The 13,945-nt window shown below is 59.7% G+C and carries 10 protein-coding genes; 8 read left to right on the forward strand and 2 right to left on the reverse strand.

Annotation, left to right across the window (positions count from 1 at the left end; genetic code table 11):
- Positions 1–85: 85 nt before the first annotated feature.
- From ZBT109_RS03305 to ZBT109_RS03325, 5 genes are all read left to right on the forward strand, one after another.
- Positions 86–802, forward strand: coding sequence for a fimbria/pilus periplasmic chaperone (locus tag ZBT109_RS03305; RefSeq protein WP_051523788.1), 717 nt, complete (start codon positions 86–88; stop codon positions 800–802).
- Between the two features lie 162 nt (positions 803–964).
- A complete protein-coding gene (locus tag ZBT109_RS03310; RefSeq protein WP_169734003.1) occupies positions 965–3,631 on the forward strand; it encodes a fimbria/pilus outer membrane usher protein in 2,667 nt (888 codons plus the stop codon).
- Positions 3,628–4,140, forward strand: coding sequence for a fimbrial protein (locus ZBT109_RS03315; RefSeq protein ID WP_051523790.1), 513 nt, complete (start codon positions 3,628–3,630; stop codon positions 4,138–4,140). Before ZBT109_RS03310 ends, ZBT109_RS03315 begins: the two co-directional genes overlap by 4 nt.
- A 13-nt stretch (positions 4,141–4,153) precedes the next feature.
- On the forward strand, positions 4,154–5,227 hold the full coding sequence (locus tag ZBT109_RS03320) for a fimbrial protein (protein WP_051523791.1): 1,074 nt from the start codon (positions 4,154–4,156) through the stop codon (positions 5,225–5,227).
- 134 nt (positions 5,228–5,361) lie between these two features.
- Positions 5,362–6,831 carry an NAD(P)-binding domain-containing protein gene (locus ZBT109_RS03325; RefSeq protein ID WP_027705122.1) on the forward strand — a complete coding sequence of 490 codons (1,470 nt, stop codon included), beginning with the start codon at positions 5,362–5,364 and terminating at the stop codon, positions 6,829–6,831.
- 78 nt (positions 6,832–6,909) lie between these two features.
- Here ZBT109_RS03325 and ZBT109_RS03330 read toward each other — a convergent pair whose 3' ends face one another.
- Complete coding sequence (locus ZBT109_RS03330; RefSeq protein ID WP_051523792.1) at positions 6,910–7,683, reverse strand: tetratricopeptide repeat protein; 774 nt, start codon at positions 7,681–7,683, stop codon at positions 6,910–6,912.
- Between the two features lie 106 nt (positions 7,684–7,789).
- On the opposite strand from ZBT109_RS03330, the gene ZBT109_RS03335 reads away from it, so the two are divergent.
- Complete coding sequence (locus ZBT109_RS03335; protein ID WP_169734004.1) at positions 7,790–9,103, forward strand: alpha/beta hydrolase-fold protein; 1,314 nt, start codon at positions 7,790–7,792, stop codon at positions 9,101–9,103.
- 313 nt (positions 9,104–9,416) lie between these two features.
- Positions 9,417–11,318 carry a potassium transporter Kup gene (locus tag ZBT109_RS03340; protein WP_027705124.1) on the forward strand — a complete coding sequence of 634 codons (1,902 nt, stop codon included), beginning with the start codon at positions 9,417–9,419 and terminating at the stop codon, positions 11,316–11,318.
- Positions 11,319–11,426: 108 nt separating this feature from the next.
- On the opposite strand, the gene ZBT109_RS03345 is transcribed toward ZBT109_RS03340, so the two are convergent.
- Positions 11,427–12,812 (reverse strand): aminotransferase-like domain-containing protein, encoded by a 1,386-nt coding sequence (locus tag ZBT109_RS03345; protein WP_027705125.1) that lies wholly within the window; start codon positions 12,810–12,812, stop codon positions 11,427–11,429.
- A 134-nt stretch (positions 12,813–12,946) separates the two neighbouring features.
- Between ZBT109_RS03345 and ZBT109_RS03350 the strand changes: the two genes are divergently transcribed.
- Positions 12,947–13,903 (forward strand): threonine dehydratase, encoded by a 957-nt coding sequence (locus tag ZBT109_RS03350; protein WP_027705126.1) that lies wholly within the window; start codon positions 12,947–12,949, stop codon positions 13,901–13,903.
- Positions 13,904–13,945: the final 42 nt, after the last annotated feature.

Genomic DNA, 13,945 nt, shown 5'->3' on the forward strand with positions numbered 1-13,945 from the left:
AGATGTCGGTGGTAACACCGGCATCTTCTTGCGTCATTCATCGGCGCGCGTTGGTCGCGATAGCCGTAAGTGGGGAGGGGATGTCATGCCAATAGCAAAGGGACGTGATCTGTGCCGCCGGGCTGCGCTGTCAGCGGGTGCGGTGGTGATGGCCGTCGCGGGGCTGAATGCGTCGGCACATGCCGGCGGGGTGGCACTGGGGGCTACGCGGTTGGTTTACAACGCCAGCGAGCGCCAAGCGTCGCTGCCCGTTATCAACAGCGATACGCAACATGTCTTTCTATTACAGTCGTGGATCGAAGATATCGACGGCAAGCGCAGCGGTGATTTCGCGGTGACGCCACCGCTGTTTGTTATCAAACCGGGCAGCGAGAACACGCTGCGCTTGATTCACGTGGGGGCGCCGCTGCCTGCTGACCGTGAGACGGCCTACTGGATCAGCGTCAAGGCAATACCTGCACGCGATCAGAATCGGCCTGCTGATCAGAGCACCTTGCAGCTGTCGTTCACCAGTCGAATTAAACTGTTCTATCGTCCCGAGGGGCTTCAGCCAAGTGCTGATGATGCGCAGTCGATGCTGGCGCTTGCGCGTGAGCAAGGGGCTATCGTGGCACATAATCCGACGCCTTATTACATAACGATGGTTAATGTGCGTCTTGATAGCCGTGATGCGGCCAGTGTGATGGTGCCGCCTAAGGGCACGGCATCGTTGCCGGATAGTGCGACGTCTCATACGGTAGCGTTTCAGACCATTAATGACTATGGCGCGGTGACGCGCGTGCAGCAAAAGACGCTGCCGTAGGCGGAGTCATTGGCGCAGCGGATGGCTGCGCCCAAGGGGTGATCGCCGGATGGAAGCGGCCTGCAAGGATGCAGGGCGTGGCGGTCAGAACGGTCATCGCTGGGCCGTCAGCCGTATGGGGTACGCATGCCGCTGAGCGCCAGCGCTGTGTGGCAGTCGATCATGACATATGAATCGCCTGGCGTTGTGCGACAGGGCCACGGACGGCCGCGCCAGCAGAGAAAAACGAACAACGACACGCCATGGTTAATCCGCATCGCCGCCGTCGCGGTGCTATGGCCTGCCTTGGGGCATGCGGCGCCGGTGTTCAATCCGGCCTTTCTTGCCGGTGACAGTGGGGCCGTGGCCGATCTGACGCCCATCGAGCAAGGGGCCGTTATTCCTCCCGGGCGCTACCGGGTGATGGTGTACGTCAATCAGCACTATCTGGCGCCCTACGACCTGACCTTCGCGCCACTGAGTACGCTGCGTCGAGATGAACCGCGCTATCTGCCGCTACTGCTGGGTGTGGGGGATATGGACGTGTGTCTGCCCGCGTCAGTGGTGGCGCAGTTCGGGCTGCGTGAAGATGTCTGGCCCGCTGCAGAGATGTCATCTATGGCGTGCGTGTCGCTGAAGCAGTATGTGCCCGAGGCGGGCGGCAGCTTCGAGGCGGGCCATCAGCGGCTCGATATCACTCTGCCGCAGGCCTCGTTGGCGCATCGTCCGCGTGGCTATGTATCGCCGCAGGAGTGGGATGATGGCATCAATGCGGCCATGGTCAGCTACTCGTTCAACGGTGCGCATCAGCGCGGCGACTACCGCTACGATGACTATTTCCTCACCCTTCAGAACCGTATCAATGTGGGCGCACTGCGCTTTCACGATGACATGACGTGGCGTCATGGGCGGTCGGGGTCGCAGTGGACCCATATCAAGACCTTTATGGAGATGCCGCTGCCCGCGTGGGAAAGCGATCTTGTCGTGGGGGAAAGTTTCTCTCCGGCGGACGTGTTCGACGGGTTGGGGTTCAAAGGGGTTCAGCTGGCGTCCGATGATAGCGCCCTGCCTGACAGTCGACGTGGCTATGCGCCCACGGTGAGGGGCATTGCCCGCAGTAATGCACGAGTGACGGTGCGCCAGAACGGCTATGTCGTCTACGAAAGCAGTGTGGCTCCGGGACCGTTCGAGATCACTGACCTGTACCCGGCCAGCAGCAGTGGCGACCTGACCGTCAGCGTGCAGGAAAATGATGGTGAAACGCACTCCTTCATTATCCCTTATTCAGCAGTGCCGATCCTACAGCGTCAAGGGCGTATCAAGTACGCCGTGACGGCGGGGCGCTTGCGTGGCAATACCGATCAGAGCAGTCCTTCGTTTGGGCAGGCGTCGCTGATCTATGGACTGCCGCATGGCATGACGGTCTTCGGCGGCGCGCAGTACGCCGATCGCTACCGGGCGCTGGCGCTGGGCTGGGGCCAGAACATGGGCGAATTCGGGGCCTTTTCGGTGAGCGGTACACAGGCGCACAGCGAGCTGGTGGACGGTTCCGAGCACAGTGGGCAGTCGTGGTCATTCCTGTATTCCAAATCACTTAACGAGCTGGGCACGACCTTTCAGCTGTTGGGCTATCGCTATTCCTCAAAAGGGTTCTATACCCTTGATCAGACCGCCAATCGCCATATGAGCGGCGGGGTCGTGCTCGACGACGAGCAGCGCCGCGAACGAGACCCCGCTTGGGTCGCCGATGCGCTCGATTACTACAATCTGCATCACTCGCGCCGCTCACGCATTCAGCTGAGTGTTTCCCAACGCATTCCCGGCGCAGGGACGCTATTTATCAGCGGTAGCGAAGAAGCCTACTGGCACATGGAACGTAAGAACCGACTGTGGCAGATGGGGTACTCGGACAGCGTGGGGTCGCTCAACTACTCATTGGCCTTCAGTGATAGCCGCAGCGCATGGAGTGCGCGCGACAACCAGCTGTACACCGTGTCGCTGTCGTATCCGATTGGGCGGCTGGGCGGTAGGCCTGGAGATTCCTCTCCGTGGCTGTCGTGGACCACGACCCGCGATGATGATGGGCGCATGAACCACAGTGCGATCCTGTCCGGCACGGCGCTGGCGGATAACAATCTGGGCTACAGCGTGCGCCAATCCTATGCCAATCAGGGCAATGGCTATAACGGTGGGGTTAGTCTGGACTATCACGGTGCGCTGGCAGAAAGCCAACTGGGGTACAGCTACGACCGTGACAGCCGGCAGATCAGTTATGTGCTGCGCGGAAGCGCCGTAGCGCACCGCGATGGCCTGACGCTGGGGCGGCAGCTGGGCGATGCCAACATTTTGGTCAAGGCGCCCGGTGCACAGCACGTGAAGATCGAAGACAACAGCGGCCTGACCACCGACAGCCGGGGGTATGCCATCGTGCCGTATGCCTCTCTCTATCGTCGCAATCGTGTAGCACTGGATATCAACACCCTGCACAACAACGTCGAACTGACTGATGCCGTGACGCACGTGGTACCGACGCGAGGAGCACTGGTGCGTGCCGAGTTTGATGTCCGCACGGGCATGCGCAGCCTGATCACCCTACGGCAGCCGGGGGGGCAGCCTGTGCCTTTTGGGGCAACCGTGACGCTGGTGCCGCGGCGCAGCGATCCGCGTACGGTGTCCGAAGGAATCGTCGATGACCACAGCCAGGCATATATGGCGGGCCTGCCGCTGCGCGGTCGCTTGTGGGTACGGTGGGGAGACGCGGAGGATCAACAGTGCCATATCGACTATCTGCTGCCTGAATCCGTGCTGGAAGACCCCTTGACCTACATTACGTCGGAGTGTGCACCATGAAGCGATGGCTATGGGGGCTGCTGGCCCTGACCGTTGTCACTGTGCCCGTCGAGGCGGCTGACGTACTGATTCGTGTCACTGGAAACGTCAAGGTGAACACGTGCGAGCTGAGCAGTGCGGCGCAGGAAATGACGGTGCCGATGAAGAGCGCCCTGTTGGGTAAGGCGCGTTATCAGATCGGGGATGTCTTCGAGCCGACGCTCTTCACTATCGGTATTGCCAAGTGCAACAGCGCAACCGCTAAGGCACGAGTGACCTTTTCAGGCACCGCCAGCACGCAGGACAGCCAGGTGTTAGCGCTGAGCGAAGGCGGGGCAAGCGGGTTGGGCATTCAGCTGCGAGATGCACAGGGAACGCTAGTGGGACTGAATCAACCCAGCAGTGCCTATGCGCTGCTGCCGGATATTACCAATACGCTGACTTTCACCGCGCGCTATGTGGCGACGGATACCGTACTGCAGCCGGGTCAGGCAGATGCCGTGGTCGATTTCGCCATTGAATATGAATAGTAAGGACAGTTGGATGGACAAGCATCGACATTGCAATCACGCCGGATGGCGCTGTCTGGCGGGTGTCTTGGCGCTGTGTCTTGCCGTATGGTCGGGGGCTGCCAGCGCATGGGTCACGGTTCAGGACCCGCTGACGCTGACTCCCGCCCCCAAAAGCTACTCAGGTCCCAGTGACAGCGCCGAGTTAGGGGGGCTGATCGCCGATGACTGGGTGACCACTGGCAGTGAATGGAACATGTTTTCCTGCGGGCCTGCGCTTGTCGTGTTGGGGCAGTGCGATGAGTCATGGATATGGCCAGTGAAGGCCCCTTTACCCTTGACGACGACTTGGAACGGTGTGAGCTATTCCGTCTTTGACACCGGAGTGCCCGGCATTGGTTATATCGTTGGCATTAAAGATACTCATGCGACGGCCTACACCCCAATGGGCAGCAGTGCCAACCAGTCTTTCAGTCGTAAGCTGCTACAGCTGGTGCTGTATACCATTGGCTTCAACGCTCATATCACATTCGTGAAGACGACCGGCCATTTACAGAGCGGCACCTATGTCATTCCCGCACAGTCCATCGCCTATGTGAGCGCCAAAGATCAGGTAGGAACCGAGAAAACCTCCACGATTGATATTTCGTCGACCACGCTAACCATCAAGGCCCGTGCCTGCACGGTCGGTTCGGTCCAGCAGAACGTCGATCTCGGTACGGTTACCCCCAGCGATCTGCCCAGCGTTGGCAGTGTGTCGGCGGCGAAGGAGGTTCCGATCGGGCTGACCTGTGACGATCAGGTGCATCTGAATGCCACGGTGTCGGACCAGTCGAATCTTGCCAATACTTCGCAGGTGGTGTCACTGAGCAGCGATTCGACTGGTGGTGGCGTCGGGGTTCAGGTGCTGTACGGTGACAGCGACGTACCGCTCGAACTGGGGCCCGATGACAGCTCCGAAGGGGCTGTCCACCAGTTTAAGATTACTGATGTGAGTGGTGATGGTGCTTCTGTTACGGTGCCGCTACGCGTGCGCTATGTCCGCACGGGGGACTTGAAGGGCGGCACGGCCAATGCGCTGGCGGGCGTCACGTTTTCCTATCAGTAGCGGCTAGTGCATTGGCCGGGACAAAAAGAAAGGGATTATTAGCCTAGGCAAAAAGGTTATTGGCATTGTCGGGAATATAAATGCTATTCCTCAAGGATAACCCGACACGCTGACACTGAAATGAAGGAGCACGCATGCCTCATTCCTCTGCACCGCCGAGTGGGCTTCCCGCACTGGAGGCCCGCCTACAGCAGGATCTGGAGTGGCTGGCTCTGCCAGCCGGCCGCTGGACCCCTCGCGTGCAGCGTGATGGACAGCCCGTTCAGGACGTCGTGGTGATCGGGGCCGGCATGGCGGGACTGGCCGCTGCCGCGGCGCTGCAGTTACAGGGTGTTCACGCCGTGCTGTACGACAGAGCCGCTCGTGATTATGAAGGGCCGTGGGCCACTATTGCGCGCATGGAAACCCTGCGCTCTCCCAAGCACCTTACCGGGCCAGCGCTGGGGCTTCCTTCGCTGACGTTTCGAGCTTGGTATGAAGCCCAGTTTGGCCGCGAAGCATGGGATGCACTCGACAAGATTCCGCGTCTGCAATGGATGGATTATCTGCGCTGGTATCGGCGGGTGCTGACGCTTGATGTGCGCAACGAGCATGAGCTGATCTCGCTGGTACCGCGTGATGATGGCGTGACGGCGCTAACGCTGAGCCATCGCGGTGAACGGCATACTGTGATGGCACGCCATGTGGTACTGGCATTGGGGATGGATGCCTTTGGCGGCCCGTCGCTACCCGATGTTGTGCGTGATGTGCCGCAGCGCTACTGGTCGCACACCTCGGCACCGCCGGACTATGCGGCCTTGAAGGGGAAGCGGGTGGCCGTGGTCGGTGGCAGTGCCTCCGCGATGGATGCCGCTGCAACGTCGCTGGAAGCGGGAGCCAGTGAGGTGGAGATTCTGATTCGACGCCCTGACTTTCCGCGCTTCAACCGCACCAAAGGGGTCAGTAACCCCGGCTTCCGACAGGGCTACGCAGCACTGCCGGATGCTTGGAAGTGGCAGCTTGAGCATGCGCTGCTGACCGAGCAGATTGCGCCGCCGCATGGCAGCACACTGCGCGTCTCGCGGCACGACAATGTGTGGTTCAACTTCAGCAGTCCCGTAACGCGTATCCGGCCGCGCCAGCATGACGTTCTGGTGCACACCCCGAAAGGGGATATCGCCGTCGACCATGTGATTCTGGCAACCGGATATCGGCTCGACTGGGCGGCCCAGCCTGCATTTTCAGCCCTAGTACCGCATATCAAACGTTGGGGGGACGCCTTCCAGCCGACACCCGATCAGCAGCATGAACAGTTGACCGAATACCCTTATCTCAATGATGACTTTTCGTTTCAGCCGCGCAGCGCACAAGCCCCCGCCGCGATATCGAATGTCTACTGCTTCTGCCATCCGGCACACCTAAGCAACGGACATGTGATTGGTCTGATTCCCGGTATTAGTCAGGCGGCACGCACGGTAGCAGAAGCCATTGTCGGCAAGCTGTATGTCGAGGACCGGGATCATCATTATCAAGGCATTGTGGCGTACGACGACCGCGAGTTGCGGGGGGATGAGTGGGCGCCCGCCGAGCCGTATCACCAGCGCCAGGCTTCTACCGTGTCATAGAAGCACTGATCTTTTAGGTGGCGGCTGGAAAGAGACCGCTGGCCGTGCATCGGGGCGCCCGGGATGAACGCGAGCGAGTCAGGGCGTTTGGGCCGCAAGGCGTTTCAGTGCGGCCTGCGCATTGGCGTTGCCCAGCTGTGCCGCTTGTTCGTACAGTGCCTTAGCGTGGGTTAGATCGGTGGGCACGCCTTCGCCATGTTCGTAGAGCGACGCCAGTCCTACCATACCGTCCGAGGCAACGCTGTCGCCTCGGGTGGCCGATTGGGTATACCACGCCATTGCCTGTGCGTAGTCACGAGGGATGCCCTTGCCGAGTTCGTAGGCGCGTCCCAGATAGTATTGGCTGGTGATATCGCCAGCCTGCGCTGCTTGTCGATAGTCCTCCACGGCCAGAGCGTCATTACCATGCTGTTCATGATAGAGGCCAATATAGCGGCCGGCTTTCATGTGCCCTGCTTTGCGCGCTGCTTCGAAATACGTCAGCGCCTTTTCCTGTCGTTTGGCTACGCCTAGCCCTTGCCAGTACATCAGCCCCAGATTGAACAGTCCGCTGGCATTGCCCTTTGCTGCGGCTTGGCGGAAGTAGCAGCGGGCACGGGCGTAATCTTGAGGCACGCCCTGCGAGCCGCTCATGTACATTTGGCCGAGGATAGCGAGCGCTTCGACATTGCCGTTAGCTGCCGCAGCGCGAGTAATCTTAAGCGCCTGCGCATAGTCCTGCTGTTCCATCAGCTGACGCGTCTGATCGCGCAGCGCCTGAGTATCGTCGTCTGTCGCTTGCTGGGCTACGGCTGCCGTGCATATCAACGATGTAAGTATGGCGATGACACTGCGCACTATCGGTTGCACCATAATTGATTCCTCATTTGACCATTAGACTGTAAGTCATCCACTGCTATTGGGCGGTAGGTTAATGACATTACGCCATAGAGAGGCTTCAATGATGAAAGAAGTGATTATGTCAGCACCCGTTTCAGAGCATCGTCATCTGAAGGCGGTACTGGCCGCCTGTCTGCTGGGAGCGCTGACGCTGGGCGGCATGCCCGCGCAGGCGGCACAGCAGGGAGGCCCTATCATCAACTCAACGGTATTTCGCGATCAGCATGTGCGCGAGGTGACGGCCGTCACCGACGTATTTGGCCGTAGCCAGCGCACGACCGCCGCGATCATCGAATACGATACGCCGCTCAGGAATGCCGATGTCGATGCGGCACTGTGGAGCGTGACCAATCGCCATATCGTTCGAGCCTATGTGAACGACAGGCCTGAGCGTGCCGCACAGGGCCATGACGGGCGCTATGTGGTGCTGGAACTGGACCCTGACGACAGTGAAAGCGTCATCTTCGCGCCGGATGTCGAGCAGCCCGCAACGGTCGTGGTGAGTCAGACCCAAGCCTTGACCGCGGCTAACGGGTCATCCATTGCTGCCAGTGCCCAGCCGTTAATCAACACGCGTCAGATCAATCAGATCGTCGATGATTTCCGTCAATTCACCTATGTCGATGCCGAGACGGGCCTGTCGCTGACCTACAATCTGTACATTCCCAAAAATTACGATCCGCACAAGCGCTACCCGCTGGTGCTGTTCATGCATGATTACGGTGTCACGGGCACCAACCCGCTGCGCACGCTAGAGCAGGGGCTTGGGGCCGTATCGTTCGCTGGCCCCGAAGATCAGGCGCGTCATCCGGCCTTCGTACTGGCACCGCAGTATCCGGTCGGACTGGCGAACGATGCGTTCCAGACCAGCGACTATGTCGACGTTACGGCGCGTCTGGTTAAATCGCTGACCCACCGCTACCGCATTGATAGCCATCGCCTGTACACGACCGGGCAGTCGGGAGGCTGCATGGCGTCCATTGCGATGAACCTGAAGTACCCAAAACTGTTTGCTGCCACGCTGTTAGTAGCGGGACAGTGGGACCCTGAGGTTGTGGCCAGCATGGCGGACAAGAAATTGTGGATCATCGTATCTCAGGATGATGACAAGGCGTGGCCGGGAATGAACAGTCTGGTCGCCAAGTGGGAGCAAAACGGCGCTAAGGTGACCCGAGCCACGTGGAACGGACGCTCAAGCGATCAAGAGTTCGCTACTGCCGCTGCTGCGATGCTGAAAGAGGGGTCGAACAGCAACATGTACTTCACCAGCTTCGAAAAAGGCACAGTGATTCCGGCCAATGTCACGTCGGCCGCCAGTGGCCACGTCTGGACATGGCCGATCGCATACCGCATTCCTGCCGTGCGTGACTGGCTGTTCACCCAGTCGAAATAACCGCACTGCCTGCCTAGCGCAATGTCCCTGCGCCGCCACTGCATTACGCATGCCGTGGCGGCGCTGTCGTATCTGTCGTGTGCATATCCGTTCATGCTTGCTAAATGTCTTGCGAGCAAAGGCCTCGGGGGCGCATAACGGTAAGTTGGCACTCATTGAGGTGAGTATCCTTTTTGGAACAGTGAACGCCCGCCGTCGCATGCGTAAAAAATGCGTAAAAATGTGTCTTTAGTAGGGGGCGAGCTATTCCACCTGCCGCATGAGAAGCGTAATTTGCGCAACTCATCATCCTCAACCGTTGGTCGTGAATTCAATGTCCTCTCTGGTATCAACAGAATCCGCTCCCGCGATGAACGCTGCGCGCAAGGTGAGCACAGGGCTTGTGGTCGCTGCCGTAGGCGTTGTCCTCGGGGATATCGGGACCAGTCCGCTCTATGCGTTCAAGGAAATCTTCATCGGTGGCTATGGCGTGACTGTGTCGCCCGATAGCATCAGGGGCGTGCTGTCGCTGCTACTGTGGTCGATGATCTGGGTGGTCAGCGTCAAGTACGTGATGCTGGTCACGCGCGCCGACAACCAGGGTGAAGGCGGGGTGCTGTCGCTGATGGCGCTGGCACGTCGCTATGTGAAACCCGGCACGCGCAGGCGCGGCCTGCTGGTGACGCTGGGGTTGCTCGGTGCAGCGTTGCTGTATGGCGATAGCATGATTACGCCGGCGGTATCCGTACTGTCGTCCATCGAAGGGCTGGAACTGGCCTATCCGCATCTAGACGATAAGGTGGTGCCGATTTCGGTTGTCATCATCCTTGGGCTGTTCACCCTTCAGCGATTCGGTACAGAGCGGATCGGCAAGCTGTTTGGCCCGGTCATGCTGCTGTGGTTCCTGACGCTGGGTGTACTTGGGCTGATCAATATCCTCAAGGCACCGGCCGTGCTGGAAGCGGTCAACCCGTGGTGGGCGCTGACGTTCTTTCATCATAATCCGGGTGTCGGCATCACGGTCTTTTCCGCGGTCACGCTGGTACTGACCGGGGCGGAAGCGCTGTACGCTGATCTGGGGCATTTTGGGCGTCCGGCGATCATCCGTGCTTGGACGTGGGTCGCCATGCCCGCCCTGATCTTGAACTATTTCGGGCAAGGGGCGTTGCTGACGATCAACGGCGATGCACTGCGCAACCCGTTCTTTCTGATGGCGCCGGATTGGCTGCTGTTGCCGCTGGTTATTCTGGCGTCGATGGCAACGGTCATCGCCTCTCAGGCGGTAATCACGGCGGCGTTCTCACTGACCCAGCAGGCGGTTCGTCTGGGCTATTTGCCGCGTTTGCGCATTCGCCACACCTCCAACCATGCCATGAGCCAGATCTACATGCCGGCCGTAAACTGGACGGTGATGGTGGGCGTGCTGTTGCTGATTACGCTGTTCCAGAGTTCGGCGCGTCTAGCGGCGGCTTATGGGGTGGCGGTTACCGGTACGATGGTGATTACCAGCTGCCTGATGGTCCTGATCGTGCTGAAGCACTGGCGTTGGCCAATCTGGTGTGGGTTGCCGCTGGTGTTGGCGTTTTTGGTCGTTGATGTGGCGCTGTTCTACGCCAACCTGACCAAGTTCTTCCACGGCGGCGCTGTGCCAGTCGTTATTGCCATCGTGGTGTTCATTACCATGGATACATGGCGTCGTGGCCGCATGCGCCTCGAACGGGCGCAACAGGATGGCGAGCCGAGCATGGACGAACTGATCCATGCGCTGAAGCAGCATCCGCCGGCGCGCATCAAAGGCTGTGCAATCTATCTGTGTGGTCGCTTCAACGGCACGCCCTCTGCGCTGCGCCAGAACCTTGAATTCAACAAGGTGTTGCATGAACAGGTGCTGCTGCTGACCGTGATTACGGACGAGGTGCCTCACGTGCCTGCGGACAGACGCTGCGAAGCGCGTTATCTGGGCAGCGGGGTCAGCCGACTGGTGCTGCACTTCGGTTTCATGGAGTGCACGGACGTACCGCTGGCGCTGAAGGAATGTCACAGCTGCGTTGCCGGTATCGACCCCGACAAGGCCAGCTGGTTTGTCGGCCGTGAGGTGCCGCTGTGCCAGAACGGTATCCTGCACTGGCAGCAATGGCTGTTCCAGCTGATGTTCCGCAATGCACGCAGCCCGGCTCGAGCGTTTAATCTGCCGTCGGGGCGCGTGGTCGAGATTGGTGGGCAAGTCATGCTGTAAGCGGTATCGCTTATGGTTGTGACGTAGGCCGTCTTCCCTCAGGAAGACGGCTTTTTTTATGCCTGAACAGAAAGGGCGGCAGGTGACGGAAAGGAGATCCGTGCTCGCTTATGAGGCTGTTGGTGGGGCAAAGAGCGGTGCAATCAGCCGCAGTGCTTTTTCCAGCGTTTCCATATCGGGGGCCGCCGACAGGCTGATGCGCACGGCCTGTTCAGTATGAGGATGAATGGCGAAGACGTTTTCGGGGGTGACTTTGACACCGCGTGCTTCGCAGGCCTGGGCCAGCTGAGGTAGGTGCCCTACGTTATGCACCCAGATGTGAGGCGATGGCTGGGTGCCCATCAACATAGCGTGGCCGAGCAGGCGCTGTGCCAGCTGCCAGCGCTGCGCTGTGGCTTGTCGCTGATGACGTAGGTGGCGCTGAGCAATGCCGTGTTCGATCCAGTGGCGCGCAACGCCCAGCATAAGCGGTGACATGCCCCAGCGCGTCAGCTGGGTGTCGGGGTCGATCTGGGCTAATCGCTCCGGTTGGGCGTGAATGAACCCAAAGCGTAGTCCCGGTGCAACCGTTTTCGACAGGCTGCTGACCAGAATGCCGCGATGTCCCAGCAGCCGTGTGAGTGGGGGTACATCGCTTAGGCCGCCATACACATCATCTTCAATCACCTGCAAGTCGTGATGCGCCACCACTTCGGCGATTGCGTGCTGGCGCTGCACGGTCATGGTGGTTCCGGTTGGGTTTTGCAGGATAGGAGTCAGCAACGCCACGCGTGCTCCGGTGGAACGCGCCATACGGTCAAGCTCTTCGGGCAGGATGCCTTCGCTATCCATGCGGATATCGTGCAATGGCAGACGCAGCTGACGGCAGCCCGAACGGATTCCTGGGGCGGTTAGTGCCTCCACCAGCACGGGGTCACCTCCGTGGCAGAACGACATCAATACAGCCAGCAGGCCCTTCTGGGCACCGGGGCACAGCATGAACTGATCCGGAGGTACTTCCATCTGGCGTACCTCGCGCATCCACTGCGCGCACAACAGTTCGCCCTGAAGCGCATCGGCATCGGTCAGGTAGTTTGCCCAACCCGAATGTGCATCAGCGTCATCGGCCAGATGGTGCAGCGTATCGCGCATGTCGTGACCTTCCAGCGGAAGAATGGGCACATTGGTGGTCAGGTCAATCAGCTCGGTGGCCGCGACCGTCGCCGTGCGCAGCCGGAACAGCGACGCTTCTTGGCTATCGGCCAGTACGTAGGTACCACGGCCGACCTCACCTGAAATGAGATGGCGGCGCGAAGCCTCGCGATAGGCCTGAAGCGTGGTGCTTGGGTTCAGATCCATGGCCCACGCCAGACGGCGCTGAGGGGGCAGGCGATCGCCAGCCTTCAGTTCGCCGCACCGGATGGCGGCGGCGATCGCCTCTACCAGCCCCAGATAGGTGGGGAGGTGGCTGAATGGACGAATGTCTGGAATCCATATCGCTTGCTGCGCTGCCATGGCGGCCTCTTGGTGTGAATTATTCTTTTCTGGAATAACGATATTGCTGCCCATGCAATATATATGTTTACTCATGCAATACGTATTTTCTAGCATGGCACTAACACCGCGTCACCTCCTAAAAGGAAAATGCCATGTTTACGCTGCTTGAACTTCGCCAGACGGCCGATCTCATTCATCGTCATATGCCCGCAACGCCGCAGTACGCATGGCCGCTGTTGGCCCAGCGTTTGGGGTGCACGGTATGGGTCAAACACGAGAACCACTCGCCAGTAGGCGCGTTTAAACTGCGCGGTGGGCTCGCGTATATGGCGGTGCTGGCATCCAAGGTGCCCGTTGGTCAGCCTTTAGTGACCGCTACCCGTGGTAACCACGGTCAGAGCATTGCCGTCGCTAGTCAAATGACGGGGTTCCCGCTGACGATCGTGGTTCCAGAAGGCAACTCAAGCGAGAAAAACGCCGCTATGCGGGCGCAGGGAGCCACCGTCGTCATCAAAGGGCGCGACGTTGATGAGGCTAGCCAAGAAGCCACGCGTCTTGCTGAAGAAGAGGGCTATCTGCGCGTTCCGTCGTTTCACCCGGATCTAGTGCGTGGTGTCGCTACCTATGCGCTTGAACTGTTTGAACAGGCGGCCCCGCTGGATACGGTCTATGTGCCGATCGGCATGGGGTCAGGTATCTGTGGGTTGATCCGCACTCGCGATCTGTTGGGGCTGGATACTGAAATCGTAGGTGTGGTGGCCGAAGGGGCCGACGCCTATGCGCAGAGCATGGAATGCGGTGAAATCCGGACGACTGAGACCGCCGATACCATTGCGGACGGTATTGCCTGTCGCAAGCCAGATCCGGTGGCGTTCGATATAATTCGCCGTGGTGCAGCGCGCGTGATCCGCGTTAGCGATGATGAAATCGCTGAGGCAATGCGTCTCTACCATGAAGCGACTCATAATCTGGCGGAAGGTGCTGGTGCGGCAGCCTTGGCTGGCCTGCTGCACGAACGCGAACGTCAGCAGGGACGGTGCGTTGGTGTGATTCTGAGCGGTGGCAATCTGGACCGCGAAGAGTATGCCCGCGTGCTAATGCAGGGCTGAGCGAGACAGGCGACGATGGGGGCGACAATTCCTCGACGCCTG

The sequence above is a fragment of the Zymobacter palmae genome (assembly GCF_003610015.1).
Taxonomy (GTDB): Bacteria; Pseudomonadota; Gammaproteobacteria; order Pseudomonadales; family Halomonadaceae; genus Zymobacter; species Zymobacter palmae.